Origin of the sequence: Pseudomonas gingeri (genome assembly GCF_013385635.1) — a bacterium.
GTDB lineage: Bacteria > Pseudomonadota > Gammaproteobacteria > Pseudomonadales > Pseudomonadaceae > Aquipseudomonas > Aquipseudomonas gingeri_A.
On record NZ_JACAPR010000016.1, the window covers coordinates 20,934 to 40,908 of the forward strand.

Annotated in this window: 17 protein-coding genes; 7 read left to right on the forward strand and 10 right to left on the reverse strand. The window is 63.0% G+C overall.

Annotated elements, in window-relative coordinates; translation table 11 throughout:
* Positions 1-112: 112 nt before the first annotated feature.
* Positions 113-1,459: a metalloprotease PmbA gene (gene pmbA / locus HX851_RS44250; protein ID WP_177056246.1), complete on the reverse strand. Its 1,347-nt coding sequence runs from the start codon at positions 1,457-1,459 to the stop codon at positions 113-115.
* Positions 1,460-1,567: 108 nt separating this feature from the next.
* Here pmbA and yjgA point away from each other — a divergent pair, with 108 nt between their 5' ends.
* A complete protein-coding gene (gene yjgA, locus HX851_RS44255; RefSeq protein WP_177056247.1) occupies positions 1,568-2,089 on the forward strand; it encodes a ribosome biogenesis factor YjgA in 522 nt (173 codons plus the stop codon).
* 53 nt (positions 2,090-2,142) lie between these two features.
* On the opposite strand, the gene tldD is transcribed toward yjgA, so the two are convergent.
* The 8 genes from tldD to mreB form a co-directional block, all read right to left on the reverse strand.
* Entirely contained in the window at positions 2,143-3,585 is a 1,443-nt protein-coding gene (tldD, locus tag HX851_RS44260; protein ID WP_177056248.1) for a metalloprotease TldD, read from the reverse strand.
* 20 nt (positions 3,586-3,605) lie between these two features.
* Positions 3,606-4,451: a carbon-nitrogen hydrolase family protein gene (locus HX851_RS44265; RefSeq protein ID WP_177056249.1), complete on the reverse strand. Its 846-nt coding sequence runs from the start codon at positions 4,449-4,451 to the stop codon at positions 3,606-3,608.
* Positions 4,452-4,496: 45 nt separating this feature from the next.
* A complete protein-coding gene (locus HX851_RS44270) occupies positions 4,497-8,312 on the reverse strand; it encodes a YhdP family protein (protein WP_177056250.1) in 3,816 nt (1,271 codons plus the stop codon).
* 78 nt (positions 8,313-8,390) lie between these two features.
* Entirely contained in the window at positions 8,391-9,848 is a 1,458-nt protein-coding gene (gene rng / locus HX851_RS44275) for a ribonuclease G (RefSeq protein WP_017126544.1), read from the reverse strand.
* A gap of 56 nt (positions 9,849-9,904) precedes the next feature.
* Positions 9,905-10,504, reverse strand: a complete 600-nt coding sequence (locus HX851_RS44280) for a Maf family protein (RefSeq protein ID WP_177056251.1) — start codon at positions 10,502-10,504, stop codon at positions 9,905-9,907.
* Positions 10,505-10,584: 80 nt separating this feature from the next.
* Complete coding sequence (gene mreD / locus HX851_RS44285) at positions 10,585-11,076, reverse strand: rod shape-determining protein MreD (RefSeq protein WP_177056252.1); 492 nt, start codon at positions 11,074-11,076, stop codon at positions 10,585-10,587.
* Positions 11,076-12,197, reverse strand: a complete 1,122-nt coding sequence (gene mreC / locus HX851_RS44290; protein WP_177066016.1) for a rod shape-determining protein MreC — start codon at positions 12,195-12,197, stop codon at positions 11,076-11,078. The genes mreD and mreC overlap by 1 nt, the downstream gene beginning before the upstream one ends.
* 142 nt (positions 12,198-12,339) lie before the next feature.
* Positions 12,340-13,377: a rod shape-determining protein MreB gene (gene mreB / locus HX851_RS44295; RefSeq protein WP_002555108.1), complete on the reverse strand. Its 1,038-nt coding sequence runs from the start codon at positions 13,375-13,377 to the stop codon at positions 12,340-12,342.
* A gap of 210 nt (positions 13,378-13,587) precedes the next feature.
* Here mreB and gatC point away from each other — a divergent pair, with 210 nt between their 5' ends.
* From gatC to HX851_RS44325, 6 genes are all read left to right on the forward strand, one after another.
* Complete coding sequence (gatC, locus tag HX851_RS44300) at positions 13,588-13,875, forward strand: Asp-tRNA(Asn)/Glu-tRNA(Gln) amidotransferase subunit GatC (protein WP_017126548.1); 288 nt, start codon at positions 13,588-13,590, stop codon at positions 13,873-13,875.
* A 16-nt stretch (positions 13,876-13,891) separates the two neighbouring features.
* Entirely contained in the window at positions 13,892-15,343 is a 1,452-nt protein-coding gene (gene gatA, locus HX851_RS44305; RefSeq protein ID WP_177056253.1) for an Asp-tRNA(Asn)/Glu-tRNA(Gln) amidotransferase subunit GatA, read from the forward strand.
* Between the two features lie 11 nt (positions 15,344-15,354).
* Positions 15,355-16,800: an Asp-tRNA(Asn)/Glu-tRNA(Gln) amidotransferase subunit GatB gene (gene gatB / locus HX851_RS44310; RefSeq protein WP_177056254.1), complete on the forward strand. Its 1,446-nt coding sequence runs from the start codon at positions 15,355-15,357 to the stop codon at positions 16,798-16,800.
* A 194-nt stretch (positions 16,801-16,994) separates the two neighbouring features.
* Positions 16,995-17,366: a septal ring lytic transglycosylase RlpA family protein gene (locus tag HX851_RS44315; protein WP_177056255.1), complete on the forward strand. Its 372-nt coding sequence runs from the start codon at positions 16,995-16,997 to the stop codon at positions 17,364-17,366.
* A gap of 49 nt (positions 17,367-17,415) precedes the next feature.
* The gene (locus HX851_RS44320) at positions 17,416-18,471 is read left to right on the forward strand and encodes a calcium/sodium antiporter (protein WP_177056331.1); all 1,056 of its coding nucleotides are present in this window, start codon (positions 17,416-17,418) and stop codon (positions 18,469-18,471) included.
* Between the two features lie 11 nt (positions 18,472-18,482).
* Positions 18,483-18,863 carry a carboxymuconolactone decarboxylase family protein gene (locus HX851_RS44325; protein ID WP_177056256.1) on the forward strand — a complete coding sequence of 127 codons (381 nt, stop codon included), beginning with the start codon at positions 18,483-18,485 and terminating at the stop codon, positions 18,861-18,863.
* A 151-nt stretch (positions 18,864-19,014) separates the two neighbouring features.
* Here HX851_RS44325 and HX851_RS44330 read toward each other — a convergent pair whose 3' ends face one another.
* The gene (locus tag HX851_RS44330; protein WP_177056332.1) at positions 19,015-19,956 is read right to left on the reverse strand and encodes an AEC family transporter; all 942 of its coding nucleotides are present in this window, start codon (positions 19,954-19,956) and stop codon (positions 19,015-19,017) included.
* Positions 19,957-19,975 lie beyond the last annotated feature (19 nt).

A 19,975-nucleotide genomic window follows, 5' to 3' on the forward strand; every position in this document is an offset into this window, starting at 1 on the left:
AATGCACACACTCGTGGCGAGTGGGCTTGCCCACAGGTTTTGTGTTCAACCATAAAAAAAGCGTGTCACCCAATGGGATGACACGCTTCTTGTGCAACGGGAAAAATGAAAATCAGCTACCCGCTACGGTCATCCGCTCGATCAGCACCGAGCCTGTGCGGATATTGCTGCGCAGCTCAAGATCGCTGCCAACGGCGACGATCTGCTTGAACATGTCGCGCATGTTGCCGGCAATGGTCACTTCCTGCACCGGGAACTGGATTTCGCCGTTCTCGACCCAGAAACCCGCCGCGCCCCGGGAGTAGTCGCCGGTGACCATGTTCAGGCCATGGCCCATCAGTTCGGTGACCAGCAGGCCACGCCCCATGCGGCGGATCAGGGCATCCTGGTCCTCGACACCATGGGTGACAAACAGATTGTGCACGCCACCGGAGTTGGCGGTACTCGGCAAGCCCAGCTTGCGCCCCGAATACGTGCCCAGGACATAGGACACCAGGGTGCCATTCTCGACAAACGGTTTGGCGTAGGTCGCCAGACCATCGCCGTCGAATGCCGAACTGCCCATGGCGCGCATCAGGTGCGGGCGCTCATCGAGGGTCAGCCATTCCGGGAACAACCGCTGCCCCATTGCGCCTTCGAGGAACGACGACTTGCGGTACAGGTTGCCGCCGGAAATCGCCGAGAGGAAATTGCCGAACAGGCCACCGGCCAGCTCCGCGGAAAACAGCACCGGCACTTCACACGTCGGTACCGGTCGCGCGCCCAGGCGGCTGGCCGCCCGTTGCGCGGCTTTCCGGCCGATGATCACGGCGTCGGTCAGCAGTTCGCCCTGGCGATTGACGTCATACCAGTAATCGCGCTGCATCTGCCCGTCACCTTCGGCGATCATCACGCAGCTCAGGCTGTGGCGGGTCGACGCGGAGCCGCCGATAAAGCCATGGCTGTTGCCATAGACACGGCAGCCCTGACCGGTCGTCAGCGTGGTGCCATCGGCATTCTTGATCCGTGGGTCGGCATCGAACGCCGCCGCTTCACAGATCAGCGCCCGCTCGATGGCCTGCTCCGGCGTGATGTCCCACTCGTGGAACAGGTCGAAATCCTTCAGTTCCTTCGCCATCAGGGCGGCATCCGCCAGGCCCGAGCTCTCATCTTCGGAAGTGTGCCTGGCAATCGCCAGCGCAGCCGCGACGGTTTCCCGAATCGCCTCCGCGCCACTGGCTGAGGTGCTGGCCGAACCCTTGCGCTGTCCCACATACAGGGTGATGCCAAAGCCCTGGTCGCGATTGAACTCGACCGTCTCCACTTCCCGCTGGCGCACCGAAGTCGACAGTCCCTGTTCCAGGGACACCGCCACTTCACAGGCACTGGCGCCTTGGCGCTTGGCTTCGGCGAGAATCTGCTCGACCTGTTCCTGCAGTGCCGGCAAAGCCTGCGGGCCGACGCTTTGTGCTGCACTCATGGTTCTCTCCAATCAAATTCAGCTTTCGGTCAAGGTCTTCGAGCGACCGGGCCGGACAAGTGGCCCCCGACTGGTTATCATGGCGGCGTTTCTTTGCGGACTGCCACCATGGTTGATTCTTACGACGACTCCCTCGATGGGGAGAAAAGCAAAACCCAGGTCAAACGCGAGCTGCATGCTCTGGTTGATCTCGGCGAGCGCCTGACAACACTCAAGCCTGACCTCGTGGCAAAACTGCCACTGACCGACGGCTTGCGCCGTGCCCTGGCCGAAGCGCCGAAGCACACCGCGAATATCGCGCGCAAACGGCATATCCAGTTCATCGGTAGACTGATGCGCGACCAGGACACTGACGCGATTCTGGTTCTGCTCGATCAACTCGACGCCTCCACCCGGCAATACAACGAACGTTTCCACAATCTCGAACGCTGGCGCGATCGCCTGATCGCAGGCACCGACGATGTACTGGAAAAATTCGTCGGCGAATACCCGGAAGCTGATCGCCAGCAACTGCGTTCCCTGATCCGCCAGGCGGGGCACGAGCTTGCGCAGAACAAGGCGCCGGCTTCCAGCCGTAAAATCTTCAAGTACATCCGTGAGCTGGACGACGCTCAACGCGGCCTGCGTTGATCTTTGTCCCCGGGTGAGCCCTTCTGGCGCTCACCCGACGCTCCACCCTCTTCCTACGACCCCGTGCCACCCACGGTGATCGCGTCGATCTTCAAGGTCGGCTGGCCAACCCCCACCGGCACCGATTGTCCATCCTTGCCGCAGGTGCCCACGCCACTGTCCAGCGCCAGGTCGTTACCGACCATCGACACCTTGCTCATGGCTTCCGGACCGTTACCGATCAGCGTCGCGCCCTTGACCGGCGCGGTGATCTTGCCGTCCTCGATCAGGTAGGCCTCGCTGGTGGAGAACACGAACTTGCCGCTGGTGATATCGACCTGGCCGCCGCCGAGGTTGGCGCAGTAGATGCCCCGCTTCACCGAAGCGATGATTTCCGCCGGATCGCTTTCGCCAGCCAGCATGTAGGTGTTGGTCATGCGCGGCATCGGCAGGTGCGCGTAGGACTCGCGACGACCGTTACCGGTACGCGCCACGCCCATCAGCCGGGCATTCAACTTGTCCTGCATATAGCCCTTGAGCACGCCGTTTTCGATCAGCGTGGTGCATTCGGTAGGCGTACCTTCGTCATCGACACTGAGGGAGCCGCGACGCCCGGCCAGGGTGCCGTCGTCGACGATGGTGCAGAGCTTGGACGCAACCATTTCACCCATCCGCCCGCTGTAGGCCGAACTGCCCTTGCGGTTGAAATCGCCTTCCAGGCCATGGCCGACCGCTTCGTGCAACAGGACCCCGGACCAGCCGGACCCCAGCACCACCGGCAAGGTACCGGCCGGCGCGGGAATCGCCTCCAGATTGACCAGTGCCTGGCGCAAGGCCTCGCGGGCATAACCCATGGCGCGGTCTTCAGTGAGGAAATAACGGTAGTCGGTACGACCGCCGCCGCCGTGGCCGCCACGCTCGCGCCGGCCGTTCTGCTCGACGATCACGCTGACATTGAAACGCACCAGCGGCCGTACGTCCGCGGCCAGGCCGCCATCGGTGGAGGCCACGAGAATGCGTTCCCAAACTCCCGCCATGCTCACCGAAACCTGCTGGATACGCGGGTCCAGGGCACGGGTGGCGATGTCGACACGCTTGAGCAGCTCGACCTTCTCGGCACGGGTCATGACATCCAGCGGGTTGTCCGGCGCGTAGAGCTGCGCCACATCCCGCGTAGTGAATGCCTGCACGGTACCGTTCTGCCCGGCACGGGAAATCGAGCGGGCCGCGCGCGCTGCAGAGCCCAGGGCTTCAAGGGTGATCGCGTTGCTGTAGGCGAAACCGGTTTTTTCACCGGACTGGGCACGCACGCCGACACCCTGGTCGAGGTTGAAACTGCCTTCCTTGACGATGCCGTCTTCGAGGGACCAGGACTCGGAAATCTGCCCCTGGAAATACAGGTCGGCGGCGTCGATGCCCGGCCCGGCCAGATCACCGAGGACCGATTGCAGGTTTTCGAGCGTCACGCCACCCGGCGCCAACAGGTGTTCACTGACTGAGGACAACAACTCGCTCATAGGTTTTGCGCCTTATTTCGTCATTCCGATGCAGGCCGCTGTGCGCCCTGCGAGAAAAAGCGCCGATGGCTCGCCACCGGCATTCGCGCCCGTATGGACGCCTGTTCAGTACTGTCGCGCTCGGCCAGCAACACCGCTTCGCCTTGATCCTGTTCAGCGACGATACGCCCCCACGGGTCGACAATCGCCGCATGCCCAAAGGTTTCCCGTGGCCCCGGGTGCACACCGCCCTGGGCGGCAGCCAACACATAACACTGGGTCTCGATGGCCCGTGCACGAATCAGGATGTCCCAATGCGCCGCGCCGGTCACCGCAGTAAACGCCGAAGGCGCGGTAATCAGTTCGGCCCCGGCCTGGCGCAACTCGCTGTACAGCTCGGGAAAGCGCAGGTCATAACATACGCTCAGGCCCAGGCGTCCCACCGGCGTATCGGCCACCACCACCCGACTACCATGAGCATAGTCATCGGACTCGCGATAACGCCCACGATTATCCGCCACGTCCACATCGAACAGGTGCAGCTTGTCGTAGCGGGCCACCATCTCACCCTGGTCATCGACCAGCAATGAGCAGGCATTGGCCTTGGCGTCCGGCTGGTCGACCGGCGGCAGGGGCAAAGTACCCGCCACTATCCATAACCTGAGGTCACGGGCGGTCTGTTTCAACCAGGGCAGGATCGGTCCTTCGCCGAGGGCTTCGGCGCGACCGATCGCCGCGGCATCCCGACGGCCCATGGCGGCGAAGTTTTCCGGCAGTACCGCCAGGCGCGCGCCACCTTCGGCCGCTTGCTCGAGCAGACGACGGGCCTGGCTCAGGTTGGCCAGCACATCGCTCTGGCTGACCATCTGGATGACAGAGAAAGTCATGGCGCACTCCTTGAAAGGTAGGCAGCCATGCTACTCCATGGCGCTCTACTTGGACGTCTCAAAAGGCTTGTCGAAGGTGATTTTCGGTTCTTTCCACGGACCGGTGACGCTGTACTTCACGCTGGCAAAGCGGGCGACCCGATCACCGATCAGCTTGTCGATCAGGAACAGCGCGCCGCCGATGGCCGGGGCGCCGACGATCAGGGCGGCGATCGGCAGGTTGTTGGTCACCGGCAAGGTCACCAGCAGCTTCGCATCGACCCGGTCGGCGACCATGTCCAGCGTGCCATTGAGCTCAAGGTTGCTCGAGGGTCCGGTCAGGGTGATCGGATCACGGGTGACATAGACGCCATCACTGGCCACCAGCAGCCCCTTGACCCGGTCATAGCTCAGGCCTTTGCCGAGCAGGTCGGAGAAGTCCAGGCGCAGGCGCCGACCGATGGAGTTGAAGTTCAGCAGGCCGAACACCCGCAGTGCCTGGGCCCCACCCTCGACTTCGACGAACTGGCCCTTGCGCAGGGTCGCATCCAGGCTGCCGGAGAAACGCTTGAGCCCGACCCAGGCCGGCGAGCCGGGCCAGCGTCCGTCGACATCCAGGTGGAAATCCTCGCTGGTCACGGTCGGCGCGAAACTCCAGGCCTTCAGCACGTCCGCCAGGTTCTTGCCTTCCACGCGACCGTTGATCCAGCTGTTGCTACTGCCCGGTACACCTTCCCAGCCGCCGTTGCCCTCCAGTTGCATGCCCTTGAGGCCGAGGTTGAGATCATTGAGCCTGACGCCCTTGGCCGTCGGCCGGGCCTTGAGCGACCAGGCCCCCACCAGGTCCTGGCCCTGGAACAGTTGATCGATGCTGATATCCAGCGCCGGAATCTGCCGCGGATCCGTCGAAGCCAATGGGTCCGGCGCATTTTCATCGGCCACCACGCTCGGATCCGGTGCCGGCAAGCGCACATAGGCCAGCTTGACACCGATCGGCGCGTCCTTGGCATCCGGCAGGGTCACACTGCCCTTGGCCTGCTGGCTGTCGATCGTCAGGCCCCAGGCCGTGGCGCTGCGGGCCATCTGCAGGCTCACCTGGTCGAAGCGGGTACCAAAGCCCGTGAGCTTGTCGACCTTGAAATCCGCGCTGCTGAGCAACTGCCTGGCGTTGCCACCGGGATCCTGGCCGGCATAACGATCAACCACCGCTTTCCACGGTTCCAGGTCCAGTTCCGAAAGCACGCCACGGACACGCAACCCCTTGATCGTCGGCAACTGGGCGTCGCCATCGCCGAGGAACAGCTCACCGCGGCCATCGCCGAACTTGCCGCTCGGCGCAGCAAAGGTGAAGTTCGCCAGCTCGCCGTAGTCGAACCAGTAGCGGCGCTCGGCGCCTTGCAGGGTCATGCGGAACACGCTGTCGCGGCCCTGGCTGGCCGGCATGCCAAAGGGCGCCGGCAGATCGACGGCGACGCCCTTGAGGTTGGAGTTGATCATCAACTGGCTGTCGGCGCCGTCCAGGTTCAACTGCAACTGATAGGGCAGGTCGCCGGACACTGGCAACGGCTGGCTGACACCCAGCCAATCGGTGAGTTTCCTGATCGCCACCTGCCCCTTGGCGGTCACCCGGGTGCCGAGATCACCGGGCTTGCCAACGGCGGCAATCTGCGCGGTGATCGGCCGGTCGAACGCCTGGGCGGTGATCGCGTCGCCGCTCAGGCCCTTGGCACTGTCAAAACGGAAGTTGCCCTTGAGCTGGGTCAGTTCCAGGGTCGGATCGGCCAGTTTCAGCCGCGCCTTGTCAGTGGCGAAGTCCACCTGGATCTTCGGCTCCTCGCCTTTCTCCAGCGGGATATCCAGCTTGACCTTGCCTTGCAGGTCGCCCTCCCCTTGCCAGCCGGCAAAGGTCGAGGCGGTGCCGATCGGGGCTTCCTGGAGAATCTTCAGGCCATCGCCGAGGCCACCGGCAAAACCGCCATCGAGAAACATATGTGGAGGCTTGCCACCCGATGAGTGGGGGATATTGACCACGACGTCCTTGACCTGAGTGTCGAGCAACTGGCCTTTGCTGGCCTTGATCCGCACGCCACTGTCCTCGATGAAGACATCACCGCTGACCTTGCTGACATGCGGCCAGCCCGGCTGGAAGGCCAGTTCGGCGTCGTGGACCTTGAAGAACAGGCTGATATTGCGCGCGGCAGCCACCGCATCATGGTCCAGCGAGCCTTGATACTGGAAGAAGCCCTGCTCCACCGCGCCGTGGAGGATGGAAGTACGCAGCCACTCGTCGAGGGATGGGCTCAGCACCGCCGGCAGGTATTTCGGAGTGAAACGCCCCTCACCGTCCACCAGGCCGACCCGCAGGTCCATGTAGTCTTCCTGGTCATGTTCGAAATGCAGGCGGATCAGGAAGTCGGCGGCGATCTTGCCTTCCTCCCCCAGCACCTTGATATAGGGGGCGATCAGGGTGAAACCCTGCTGGTCGAGTTTCCAGGTCAGGCGGGCATTGGCCTGGATGTACTGCCAGGGCTTGTTGAAGATTGGATACAGGAACAGCGAGAAGTCCTTGCTGTCCATGCGCAACTCGCCCTGGCCAAGGTCGCCGCTGATGCTGCCGCTGACATTACGCGCCGCCGGCGCGCCGTGATAGGCGTCGAAACCGACCCGCTCCAGGTTGGCCTCGAAGCTGAGACGGCGGTCGCCGGTTTCCTGCGGACGGTAATCGAGCAGCACATTGCGCAAGGCGCCGGTGACCTTCAGGTGATCGATCACGGTCGCCAGGCCTTCCGGCAGCGGCGCCAGGCCATCGAGCAACGGGGTAATCGGCGTCAGGTCGAGGCGATCGGCCTGTACGTGCCACAACTCCCCGGCCTTGTCGGTCGCCGCCGTCTGCTGCAATTGCAGATGGGATTCCCAGCGGGTCTTCCCCAGGTTCATCGCCAGGGAGTCGAGCAGCAGACTGAAACCCTGGCTGTTGCGCTGCAGATAGGCGTTGAGGGCCAGGTTCTCGATTTTCACCGGTTTTCGGTCAGCGTAGGCACCACGAAATTGTGGGGCATTAAGCCGCGCGACCGCGCTTTGCACCGTGCCATCGGCCCATTTCAACCAGAATTCGCCGCCGGCCTTGAACTCGGCGATGTTCCATTTCTGCTTCAAGCTCGCCGGCAACCAACGGGCCCAGTCGCTCTGCGGCAGGCTCAGGTAGACGTCGGCGGAGCCCTGGCGCCAGGCGCCGGCCTGCAATCGGGTACTCAGGTTGAGCGCCAGGGGCTGGCCATCGGGCAGGGTCAGGCGGGCATCCAGGCGCTGACGAGCCAGGCCGGTTTGCAGGTTCAGGCCGACATAGGTCAGGGTCAGCGGTGATTCGCCGAAGGGCTCCAGGGTCACCTGGCTGTCCAGCACCGACAGTTGCGCGATCATCTGCAGGCGGTTCAGCAGTTGCTCGGGGTCCAGCGGCTGGCCGTCCGACTGTGGCAATCCTTCGAGGGCCCACTGGCCGTCCTTGTCCTGCCGCAGGTTCAACTGCAGGCCATTGAGTTCAAGATGGGCTATGCGTACTTCACGAGCCAGCAGGCTGGCCCAGAGATCCGGGATTACCTGGACATGATCCAGGCGCAAGGCCGAAGCCCCCGCGCCGACCGTCACATCGTGGGCCAGCAGCACCGGCGCCAGGCCGCTCCAGCGCCCTTCCAGGCTACCGATGGACAGTGGCATGCCCAGTGCGGCCTGTGCCTTGCCTTCGACATCGGCGCGATACTCGGCCACCAGCGGCACGAACTGCCGCCCCAGGCTGGCATACAAGGCCACCAGCACCAGCAACAACGCACAGATACCCAGGCCCCAGCGGGTCAACGCGGCAACAAAGCGTGTCAGACGCTCCATGTCAGTGGCCCCTCAGGCAAGGTTCGATGAACAGGCCAACGCCAGCCAGCATGGACAGTGTATGTACAGAGCAGGGAATCAGAGCAGCACCACGTCGTATTGTTCCTGGGAATACATGGTTTCGACCTGGAAACGAATGGTCCGTCCGATAAACCCTTCCAGCTCCGCGACATTGCCCGACTCTTCATCCAGCAGGCGGTCAACGACTTTCTGGTTGGCCAACACTCTATAACCTTCGGCCTGATAGGCACGGGCCTCGCGGAGGATCTCGCGGAAAATCTCGTAACAAACCGTCTCCGGGGTTTTCAGCTTGCCGCGTCCCTGGCAGCTGCTGCACGGCTCGCAGAGTACCTGCTCGAGGCTTTCGCGGGTGCGTTTGCGGGTCATCTGCACCAGGCCCAGCTCGGTGATACCGATGATGTTGGTCTTGGCGTGATCGCGTTCCAGCTGTTTTTCCAGGGTCCGCAGCACCTGGCGCTGGTGCTCCTCGTCTTCCATATCGATGAAATCGATGATGATGATCCCGCCGAGGTTGCGCAGGCGCAGTTGGCGGGCGATCGCGGTGGCCGCCTCGAGATTGGTCTTGAAGATGGTTTCTTCGAGATTGCGATGACCGACGAAGGCCCCGGTGTTGACGTCGATGGTGGACATGGCTTCCGCCGGGTCGACCACCAGGTAGCCGCCGGACTTGAGCGGCACCTTGCGTTCCAGGGCTTTCTGGATCTCGTCCTCGACGCCATAGAGGTCGAAGATCGGCCGTTCACCGGGATAGTGTTCGAGACGGTCGGCGATTTCCGGCATCAGCTCGGCGACGAACTGCGTGGTTTTCTGGAAGGTTTCCCGGGAATCGATGCGGATCTTCTCGATCTTCGGGCTGACCAGGTCACGCAGGGTCCGCAGCGCCAGGCCGAGGTCCTCGTAGATGACATTGGGCGCGCCGATGGTCTTGATCTGTGCACCGATCTGATCCCAGAGCCGGCGCAGATAACGGATATCCATCATGATCTCGTCAGCCCCCGCCCCTTCGGCGGCTGTGCGCAGGATAAACCCGCCGGCTTCCTTGATGCCTTCCTGGGCCACACAGTCGCTGACGACCTTCTTCAGCCGGTCACGCTCGGCTTCCTCCTCGATCTTCAACGAGATGCCGACATGGGCGGTACGCGGCATGTACACCAGGTAACGCGAGGGAATCGACAGTTGCGTGGTCAGGCGTGCGCCCTTGGTGCCGATGGGGTCCTTGGTGACTTGCACCACCAGGCTCTGTCCTTCGTGAACCAGCGCGCTGATGCTTTCCACCGCCGGGCCTTCGCGCATGGAAATTTCCGAGGCATGGATAAAGGCCGCCCGATCCAGGCCGATATCGACGAACGCCGCCTGCATGCCCGGCAGGACCCGCACCACCTTGCCTTTGTAGATATTGCCGACGATACCGCGCTTCTGCGTCCGCTCGACATGCACCTCTTGCAACACACCGTTTTCTACCACCGCCACGCGCGATTCCATCGGCGTGATGTTGATCAGGATCTCTTCACTCATGGCTGGGTCTCGTTCAGGCGTGTTCACAATAATTGCCGTTCACTGGAGTGCGGCAATCAGCGCACGATAAGGTTTTGCCAACAGGGTATGCCGAAATGGCCGAGCAGTTCTGCGGTTTCGCACAACGGCAAGCCCACCACGCCCGAATAGCTGCCGTTCAGACCCGCCACGAAAACCGCGGCAAGGCCTTGAATGGCATAGCTTCCAGCCTTGTCACAAGGCTCGCCGCTCGACCAGTAGGCAGATGCCTCTTCTGTTTTGATCGTACGAAATTTCACTAGGCTGCGGACCACCCGCGACTCGCAGCGCTCACCGTCCAACAGCGCGACGGCGGTGAGCACTTCGTGCTCGCGACCGGACAAGGCCAGCAACGTCGCCACCGCGTCCGCCTCATCCAGTGGCTTGCCGAGGATCTTGCCGTCGAGCACCACGGCGGTATCGGCACCCAGCACACAGCACGGCGCCTGGGGGTTCGCCAGCGCGGCCCGGCCGGCTGCGGCCTTGCCGCGCGCCAGGCGCTCGACATAGGCCGTCGGCGCTTCATCCACCTGGGGCGTTTCATCGATATCCGCGCTGATCGCGGTGAAGGGCACGCCGATCTGGGTGAGCAGTTCACGCCGACGCGGTGATCCGGAGGCCAGGTAGAGCTGGGTCATGGGGACATCTCCGTGTCAGGGCGCTTTATCGGGACATTCAAGGCTTATCGCCAGCTCACCGGAAAATGGTCGCGATGCAGTCAGTTGATCTTGTAGCGTCGACGCAGTCCACGCAGCCCGAAGCTGATCCACGGCCAGAGCAGGGCACTGACCAGGGCCGGCAGCACCAGCGCCAGGGTCGGCTGGCGGTTGCCGGTCAGGGCGCTGAGCCAGAGCTGTACCAGCTGTGCAAGACCGAAAATCACCAGGATCACCAGGCTCTGCTGCCACATCGGGAACATGCGCAGGCGCTGTTGCAGCGACAGCACGAGGAAGGTGATCAGTGTCAGGATCAAGGCGTTCTGTCCGAGCAGCGTGCCGTAGAGCACGTCCTCGGCCAACCCCAGCAGGAATGCGGTGACCATGCCGATCTTGTGCGGCAGGTACAGCGACCAGAAGGCCAGCAACAGCGCCAGCCACAGCGGGCGCAGGATTTCCATGAACTGCGGCAACGGCGAGACACTGAGCAGCAGGCCGACAGCAAAGGTCAGCCAGACGATCCAGCCGTTACGCGAAAGAGTAGCGCCCGCCATTATTCCTCCTGCCGTTGGGTGGACGGTGCAGCCGCTGGCGGCTTGCTGGCCGGTGGCTTGGTCGCCGCGGGCTTGACGGTAGCCGGCTTGGGTGCCGGTGTCGCATGGGCCGGGGTGCTGGTGCCGGCGGCATGAGCCGCAGGTTTGCTCGCCGGGGCCGCCGCTGCGGGAGCCGCCGTTGTCGCCGCAGTTGCAGCCGCGGCCGGTTTCGGCACGGTAGCCGGTACGATCGGAGCGCCGTCGCCCTGCTTGTCGGCTTCCTGAGCCTGGGCCGCTTCGTTGGCACGCTCTTCCGGCGTACGACCATCGCTGAACACCAGCAACAGGTAACGGCTACGGTTCAACGCGGCGGTCGGCACGGCGCGGACAATGGCGAAAGGCTGGCCGGAGTCGTGAATCACTTCCTTGACCGTCGCCACCGGATAACCGGCCGGGAACCGCTGGCCCAGGCCGGAGCTGACCAGCAGGTCGCCTTCCTTGATGTCGGCGGTGTCGGCGACGTGACGCAGTTCCAGACGTTCGGGATTGCCGGTGCCGCTGGCAATCGCGCGCAGGCCGTTGCGGTTGACCTGCACCGGAATGCTGTGGGTGGTGTCGGTCAGCAGCAGCACGCGGGAGGTGTACGGCATCAACTCGACCACCTGGCCCATCAGGCCACGGGCATCGAGTACCGGCTGCCCGAGCACCACGCCGTCGCGCTCACCCTTGTTGATGATGATGCGATGGGTGAACGGGTTGGGATCCATGCCGATCAGCTCGGCGACTTCGACCTTCTCGTTGACCAGTGCCGACGAGTTGAGCAATTCGCGCAGACGCACGTTCTGCTCGGTGAGGGCCGCGAGTTTCTGCAGGCGCCCTTGCAGCAGCAGGTTTTCGGTCTGGAGTTTTTCGTTCTCGGCGACCAGTTCGGTACGACTGCCGAACTGGCTGGCGACACCTTGCCACAAGCGTTGCGGCAGGTCGGTGATCCAGTATGACTGCATCAGCACCAGCGACATCTGGCTGCGCACGGGCTTGAGCAGTGTGAAACGGGCATCGACCACCATCAGCGCGACCGATAGCACGACCAGCACCAACAAGCGCACGCCCAATGAGGGGCCTTTGGCGAAAAGCGGTTTAATAAGCCGCTCCTCCCGGGCAATGAGTCATTTTATTCATACGGCATCAAACCGGCCTGGATGAAGATTGACAGAAGATAAACGCAACAGGCAGCACTGCAAAGTGCTGCCTGTGAACGGAACATCATAGAGCCTGCCAGCGAACTTACTCGCTGGAAAGCAGATCCATGGTGTGTTTATCCATCATTTCCAGGGCACGGCCGCCGCCACGGGCGACACAGGTCAGCGGGTCTTCGGCAACGATCACCGGCAGACCGGTTTCCTGGGCCAGCAGCTTGTCGAGGTCACGCAACAGCGCGCCACCACCGGTCAGCACCAGGCCACGCTCGGCGATGTCCGAGGCCAGTTCCGGAGGCGACTGCTCCAGGGCGCTCTTCACCGCCTGGACGATGGTCGCCAGGGATTCCTGCAGGGCTTCCAGCACTTCATTGGAGTTCAGGGTAAAGGCACGTGGCACGCCTTCGGCCAGGTTACGACCGCGTACGTCGACTTCACGAACTTCACCGCCCGGGTAGGCGGTACCGATTTCCTGCTTGATGCGCTCGGCGGTGGATTCACCGATCAGGCTGCCGTAGTTACGGCGCACGTAGGTGATGATCGCTTCGTCGAAGCGGTCGCCGCCGACGCGTACGGATTCGGCATAGACCACACCGTTCAGGGAGATCAGTGCGATTTCAGTGGTACCGCCACCGATATCGACGACCATCGAGCCACGGGCTTCTTCAACCGGCAGGCCGGCACCGATCGCGGCAGCCATCGGCTCTTCGATCAGGAACACTTCGCGGGCACCGGCACCAAGCGCCGATTCACGGATGGCACGGCGCTCGACCTGGGTCGACTTGCACGGCACGCAGATCAGCACACGGGGACTGGGCTGCAGGAAGCTGTTTTCGTGAACCTTGTTGATGAAGTACTGCAGCATCTTTTCGCAGACGCTGAAGTCGGCGATCACGCCGTCCTTCATCGGACGAATGGCAGCAATGTTGCCCGGTGTACGGCCGAGCATGCGCTTGGCCTCGGTACCGACGGCAACGACACTTTTCTGGTTGCCATGGGTGCGAATCGCAACAACCGATGGCTCATTCAGGACGATACCGCGCTCGCGCACGTAAATAAGGGTGTTGGCTGTGCCCAGGTCGATGGAGAGATCGCTGGAAAACATGCCACGCAGTTTCTTGAACATTGGAAAGGGACCCTGGGCAACGCGTGGGTAAAAAAGTGCGGCAAACTCTAACAACGACGGGGATTTTGGGCAAGGCGCCAATATGTTAAATTAGGCGTTTTTCCGAGCACCATCCCATACAATCGCGGCCATGTGACCGTAGAAATGCGGTAGTGTTCCGACAATCTAACACACGGACAGCTTCCATTTTGTTTTCCACTGGAGATTCCCATGGCGCTTGACCGCTCCGACGTGGAAAAAATCGCTCACCTGGCCCGCCTGGGCCTGGTCGAAGCCGATCTTCCACGCACTACCGAAGCCCTGAACAGCATTCTGGGTCTGGTCGACCAGATGCAGGCTGTCGATACCGACGGTATCGAACCCCTTGCCCACCCTCTGGAAGCGAGCCAGCGCCTGCGCGCCGACGCCGTCACGGAGCGAAATAACCGCGAGGCTTATCAGTCCATCGCACCAGCGGTCGAAAACGGCCTGTACCTGGTTCCGAAAGTCATCGACTAAAGGGAAAGAGCCTGCAATGCATCAATTGACTCTGGCCGAGATCGCCCGCGGACTCGCCGACAAGAAGTTTTCCGCCGAAGAGCTGACCCGGACCCTGCTGGCGCGCATCGCCCAGCTCGATCCGCAGATCAACAGCTTTATCAGCCTCACCGAAGAGCTGGCCCTGCAGCAGGCCAAGGCCGCCGACGCACGGCGCGCCAATGGCGAGAACGGCGCCCTGCTCGGCGCGCCGATCGGCCACAAGGATCTGTTCTGCACCCAGGGCGTGCGCACCAGTTGCGGCTCGAAGATGCTCGACAACTTCAAGGCGCCCTACAACGCCACCGTGGTTGCCAAATTGGCCGCGGCCGGCGCCGTGACACTGGGCAAGACCAACATGGACGAATTCGCCATGGGTTCGGCCAACGAGTCGAGCTACTACGGCAAGGTCCGGAACCCGTGGAACCTGGAACACGTGCCGGGCGGTTCGTCCGGCGGTTCGGCGGCCGCCGTGGCCGCGCGCCTGTTGCCGGCAGCCACCGCGACCGATACCGGCGGCTCGATCCGCCAGCCGGCGGCGTTCACCAACCTCACCGGGCTGAAACCGACCTACGGTCGCGTTTCGCGCTGGGGCATGATCGCCTACGCCTCCAGCCTCGACCAGGGCGGCCCGCTGGCTCGCACCGCCGAAGACTGCGCCCTGCTGCTGCAAGGCATGGCAGGCTTCGACCCGCAGGACTCCACCAGCATCGATGAACCGGTGCCGGACTACAGCGCCAGCCTCAACGGCTCGCTCCAGGGCCTGCGCATCGGCGTGCCGAAGGAATACTTCAGCGCCGGCCTCGACCCGCGCATCGCCGAACTGGTGCACAACAGCGTCAAGGAACTGGAGAAGCTCGGCGCGGTGATCAAGGAAATCAGCCTGCCGAACAACCAGCACGCGATTCCGGCCTACTACGTGATCGCCCCGGCCGAGGCCTCGTCCAACCTGTCGCGTTTCGACGGCGTGCGCTTCGGCCATCGCTGCGAAAACCCGATCGACCTCGAAGACCTGTACAAACGCTCCCGTGGCGAAGGTTTCGGCACCGAAGTGCAGCGCCGGATCCTGGTCGGCGCCTACGCCCTGTCGGCCGGCTACTACGACGCCTACTACCTCAAGGCACAGAAAATCCGTCGCCTGATCAAGAACGATTTCATGAGTGCCTTCAATGAAGTCGACGTCATTCTCGGCCCGACCACGCCCAACCCGGCCTGGAAGATCGGCGCCAAGAACAACGACCCGGTCGCCGAGTATCTGGAAGACTTCTACACCATCACCGCCAACCTCGCGGGTCTGCCGGGCTTGTCCATGCCTGCGGGCTTCGTCGACGGCTTGCCGGTCGGCGTGCAATTGCTTGCCCCGTATTTCCAGGAAGGCCGCTTGCTCAACGTTGCGCACCAGTATCAGTTGAACACTGACTGGCACACCCGCACCCCAACCGGCTTCTGAGGAGTAACACCATGCAATGGGAAGTCGTGATCGGGCTGGAGATTCATACCCAGCTCGCCACCCAATCGAAGATTTTCTCCGGCAGTTCGACCACCTTCGGCTCCGAGCCCAACACCCAGGCCAGCCTGGTTGACCTGGGCATGCCCGGCGTGTTGCCGGTGCTGAACGAAGAAGCCGTGCGCATGGCCGTGAAGTTCGGCCTGGCGATCGACGCCGAGATCGGCCAGCACAACGTGTTCGCCCGCAAGAACTACTTCTATCCGGACCTGCCCAAGGGCTACCAGATCAGCCAGATGGAACTGCCGATCGTCGGCAAGGGCCACCTCGACATCACCCTGGAAGACGGCACGGTCAAGCGTGTCGGCATCACCCGGGCGCACCTGGAAGAAGACGCCGGCAAGAGCCTGCACGAGGAATTCAACGGTTTCACCGGTGTCGACCTGAACCGTGCCGGCACGCCGCTGCTGGAAATCGTCTCCGAGCCGGACATGCGCAGCGCCAAGGAAGCCGTGGCCTACGTCAAGGCGATCCACGCGCTGGTGCGCTACCTGGGCATCTGTGACGGCAACATGGCCGAAGGTTCGCTGCGTTGCGACTGCAACGTGTCGGTACGGCCGAAAGGCCAGGTCGAGTTCGGCACCCGCTGCGAGATCAAGAACGTCAACTCGTTCCGTTTTATCGAGAAGGCGATCAACACTGAAGTCCAGCGTCAGATCGAACTGATCGAGGACGGCGGCAAGATCATCCAGCAAACCCGCCTGTACGACCCGAACAAGGACGAGACCCGGGCCATGCGCAGCAAGGAGGAAGCCAACGACTACCGTTACTTCCCCGATCCGGATCTGTTGCCGGTGGTCATCGAGGATGCGTTCCTGGATGAAGTGCGCGCCAACCTGCCGGAACTGCCGCCGCAGAAACGCGAGCGCTTCCAGTCCCAGTACGGCCTGTCGCTGTATGACGCCAGTGTCCTGGCCTCGAGCCGCGAACAGGCGGACTACTTCGAGCAGGTGGCGAGCATCGGCGGCGACGCCAAGCTGGCGGCCAACTGGGTCATGGTCGAGCTGGGCAGCCTGCTGAACAAGCTGGGCGTGGAAATCGACCAGGCGCCGGTATCGGCCGAGCAACTGGGCGGCATGTTGTTGCGGATCAAGGACAACACCATCTCCGGCAAGATCGCCAAGACCGTCTTCGAAGCCATGGCCAACGGCGAAGGCAACGCCGACCAGGTGATCGAGGCACGCGGCCTGAAACAGGTGACCGACAGCGGTGCCATCGAGAAGGTACTGGACGAAGTCCTCGCGGCCAACGCCGAGCAGGTCGAGCAGTACCGTGCGGCGGATGAAGCCAAACGCGGCAAGATGTTCGGCTTCTTTGTCGGCCAGGCGATGAAGGCCTCCAAGGGCAAGGCCAACCCGCAACAGGTGAACGAACTGCTGAAAAGCAAGCTCGAAGGCTGATAACGCTCAAGTGTGCTGGCACCACCCTTGTGGCGAAAGGGCTTGCCCCCGTTGGGCCGCGAAGCGGCCCTGAAACCAATACTCTCGGTACCTCAGACAGAACGAGGTGCCTGGTTTTACGACTGCTTCGCAGCCGAACGGGGGCAAGCCCCCTCGCCACAGATGCGTAATCGCAGCTCCACCGAGGATATCCGATGAAACGCCTGTTCGGCGCCTGCGCCCTCCTCAGCCTGCTGGCCGGTTGTGCCACCCACGACATCGACCCGCGCGGCTACGACGAAACCGGCGTGGCGTCCTACTACGGTGCCCGGCACCACGGCAAACGTACCGCCAGCGGCGAGCCGTTCGACCAGCACGGCCTGACCGCCGCCCATCGCCAGCTGCCTTTCGGCACCCGGGTAAAAGTCACCAACCTCGCCAATGACCGCAGCGTCGTGGTCCGTATCAACGACCGTGGCCCCCATACCCGCGGGCGCCTGATCGATCTTTCACGGGAAGCGGCCGAGCAGTTGGGCATGCTGCAAAGCGGCACCGCGCGCGTTCGTGTGCAAAGCCTCAACGACTGACTTCGGGAGCCCCGCCATTTTCGGATTGACCGCCCTGCCGCTGCTGAGCCTGATTCAACTGCTCGGCGGCCTGTTACTGCTGATCGTCGGCGCCGAACTGCTGGTGCGCGCGGCCGTGCGCCTGGCGGCGAGCCTGCGGGTGCGCCCGCTGCTGATCGGCCTGACCATCGTCGCCTTCGGCAGCAGCGCGCCACAGATGGCCGTCAGCTTGCAGGCGGCTTTCTATGAAAACGCCGATATCGCGGTTGGCAGCGTGATCGGCGGCAATATCTTCAACACCCTGGTGACCCTGGGCCTATCGGCGCTGATCATCCCCCTGCGGGTCTCACGCCAGTTGGTGCGGCTGGATATCCCGCTGATGATCGTCGCCAGCCTGCTGGTCTTCGGCCTGGCCCTCAACGAGGAACTGAGCCGTTTCGATGGCGTGCTGATGCTGGTGATCTTCGCCCTGTACCTGGGCTTGCTGCTGCGCACCTCGCAGCACAGCCATCATGCCCATCAACATCCCGAGCACCACCCTGAGCGCCCGCGCGCACCATGGATCAGCAGCGTGATCTGGATGCTGCTGGGCCTGGGGCTACTGGCGCTCGCCGGTCACCTGCTGCTGGATGCGGCGGTGGAGGTCGCCACCGAGCTGGGCCTGTCCGAGCGCATCGTCGGCCTGACCGTGGTCGCCGTCGGCACCTCGCTGCCGCAACTGGCAACCTCATTGATCGCCGCCTTCCGTGGCCAGCGGGATATCGCCGTCGGCAACGTGATCGGCGGCAACCTGTTCAACCTGCTGGGGGTGCTGGGCGTCACGGCCCTGATCGCCCCGGCCCCCTTGTCGGTATCACCCAACGCCCTGTCGTTCGACCTGCCGGTCATGCTCGGCGTCGCGGCGCTGTGCTGGCCGGTGTTCTACTCCGGTTATCGCATCACCCGCGCCGAAGGCCTGCTGTTTCTCGGCCTGTACCTGGCTTACGGGCTGCACGTGGTGTGGTTCACCACCGGCATGCCGATGGCGGTGCGGCTGGAACACCTGATGCTGTTTTTCATCCTGCCGGCGCTGCTGGCTTATTTACTTTTCAGTACGCTGAGAGCCTGGCGTCGCCAACATTCCTAGGAGCCACTGTAATGACCGATCAGAAAAAAGCCGGTGTCGAGATGCGTCGTCAGGTGATGGGCGATGTGTTCGTCGACCGTGCCCTGGGCAATGCCACCGAGTTCAGCCAGCCGCTGCAGGATTTCGTCAACGAACACGCCTGGGGCAGCGTCTGGAATCGCGAAGGCTTGCCACTCAAGACCCGCAGCCTGATTACCCTGGCCGCGCTGACAGCGCTCAAGTGCCCGCAAGAACTCAAGGGCCATGTACGCGGCGCCTTGAACAATGGCTGCACCGTGGAAGAGATTCGCGAAGCGCTGCTGCATTGCGCGGTGTATGCCGGCGTACCGGCGGCGATCGATGCATTCCGCGCAGCCCAGGAAGTCATCGACGCCTACCAGAAGGCTGACTGACACCCCGCAATACGGTAGGAGCCGGCTTGCCGGCGATAACGATCTCGCCAGCGCCAGAAACTTCAATCAATGGCCGCCTCGGCGGATCGCCGGCAAGCCGGCTCCTACCTAGAGCGTGATCGGCTCGGGCCTGGAACTGCATCCGCAGATGTCAGATCCAACCGCCCCATTGCAACACGAAGATGCCGATATTGGTCGTGATCGCCGCCATCAGCGTGGTGATCACGATAATCGCCGCTGCCAGCTCATGATTGCCGTTGGCCGCCCGGGCCATGACAAAACTGGCCGCTGCCGTCGGGCTGCCGAAGTAGAGAAACAGAATCCCCAGTTCCGCTCCGCGAAAACCGCACAGCCAGGCACCAAAGGTCGACAACACGGGCATGCCGACCATTTTCACCAGGCTCGCGCTCAGCGCCATGTCGCCGCTCTTGCGCAGTGCCGCCAGGGACAGCGTGCCACCAATGCAGATCAGCGCCAGCGGCAGGGTCATCTGCGCCAGGTAATTGCCGGAAGTCTCCAGCCAGCCGGGCAGGCCGATCTGCCAGTAGGCAAAGGGCGCGGCGGCGATCACGCTGATGATCAGCGGGTTGCTGAAGACACTCTTGCAGATGCTCCAGGGATCGGACTTGATCACCGGGCTGTAGACCGCCAGGACAATGGTCGAGAGGGTGTTGTAGAAGAGAATCACCAGCGCGGCGAGAATCGCCCCGAGGGAAATTCCGTAGTCGCCATACATGCTGGCCGCCAGGGCCAGGCCGATCACCCCATTGTTACCGCGAAAGGCTCCCTGGGTGTAGATGCCGCGATCGACCTTGGGGCAACGCCAGATCGCCCAGCCCCAGGCACCGGCGAACATCGCCAGGGTGGCGACGCTGAAGTACCCCAGCACCGCGGGCTTCAGGGCCGAATGCAGGTCGGCGTGGAGGATCCCGAGGAACAGCAGCGCCGGCATGGTGACGTTGAACACCAGTGCCGAGGCCGTGTGGATAAAGTTGTCGTTGATCCAGCCAACGCGCTTGAGCGCCACGCCCAGAAACAGCATGGCGAACACCGGCGCGGTGATGGTCAGGGTGCCGAGGAAGATGGCCAGCATGCCGTAGAAACCCATAGCC

Excerpts from the sequence above, each read along its gene's own strand:
- pmbA (WP_177056246.1), bottom strand. The coding sequence starts at position 1,459 with ATGAGTGCAGCACAAAGCGTCGGCCCGCAGGCTTTGCCGGCACTGCAG.
- yjgA (WP_177056247.1), top strand. The coding sequence starts at position 1,568 with ATGGTTGATTCTTACGACGACTCCCTCGATGGGGAGAAAAGCAAAACC.
- tldD (WP_177056248.1), bottom strand. The coding sequence starts at position 3,585 with ATGAGCGAGTTGTTGTCCTCAGTCAGTGAACACCTGTTGGCGCCGGGT.
- HX851_RS44265 (WP_177056249.1), bottom strand. The coding sequence starts at position 4,451 with ATGACTTTCTCTGTCATCCAGATGGTCAGCCAGAGCGATGTGCTGGCC.
- HX851_RS44270 (WP_177056250.1), bottom strand. The coding sequence starts at position 8,312 with ATGGAGCGTCTGACACGCTTTGTTGCCGCGTTGACCCGCTGGGGCCTG.
- rng (WP_017126544.1), bottom strand. The coding sequence starts at position 9,848 with ATGAGTGAAGAGATCCTGATCAACATCACGCCGATGGAATCGCGCGTG.
- HX851_RS44280 (WP_177056251.1), bottom strand. The coding sequence starts at position 10,504 with ATGACCCAGCTCTACCTGGCCTCCGGATCACCGCGTCGGCGTGAACTG.
- mreD (WP_177056252.1), bottom strand. The coding sequence starts at position 11,076 with ATGGCGGGCGCTACTCTTTCGCGTAACGGCTGGATCGTCTGGCTGACC.
- mreB (WP_002555108.1), bottom strand. The coding sequence starts at position 13,377 with ATGTTCAAGAAACTGCGTGGCATGTTTTCCAGCGATCTCTCCATCGAC.
- gatC (WP_017126548.1), top strand. The coding sequence starts at position 13,588 with ATGGCGCTTGACCGCTCCGACGTGGAAAAAATCGCTCACCTGGCCCGC.
- gatA (WP_177056253.1), top strand. The coding sequence starts at position 13,892 with ATGCATCAATTGACTCTGGCCGAGATCGCCCGCGGACTCGCCGACAAG.
- gatB (WP_177056254.1), top strand. The coding sequence starts at position 15,355 with ATGCAATGGGAAGTCGTGATCGGGCTGGAGATTCATACCCAGCTCGCC.
- HX851_RS44315 (WP_177056255.1), top strand. The coding sequence starts at position 16,995 with ATGAAACGCCTGTTCGGCGCCTGCGCCCTCCTCAGCCTGCTGGCCGGT.
- HX851_RS44325 (WP_177056256.1), top strand. The coding sequence starts at position 18,483 with ATGACCGATCAGAAAAAAGCCGGTGTCGAGATGCGTCGTCAGGTGATG.
- HX851_RS44330 (WP_177056332.1), bottom strand. The coding sequence starts at position 19,956 with ATGCTGGCCATCTTCCTCGGCACCCTGACCATCACCGCGCCGGTGTTC.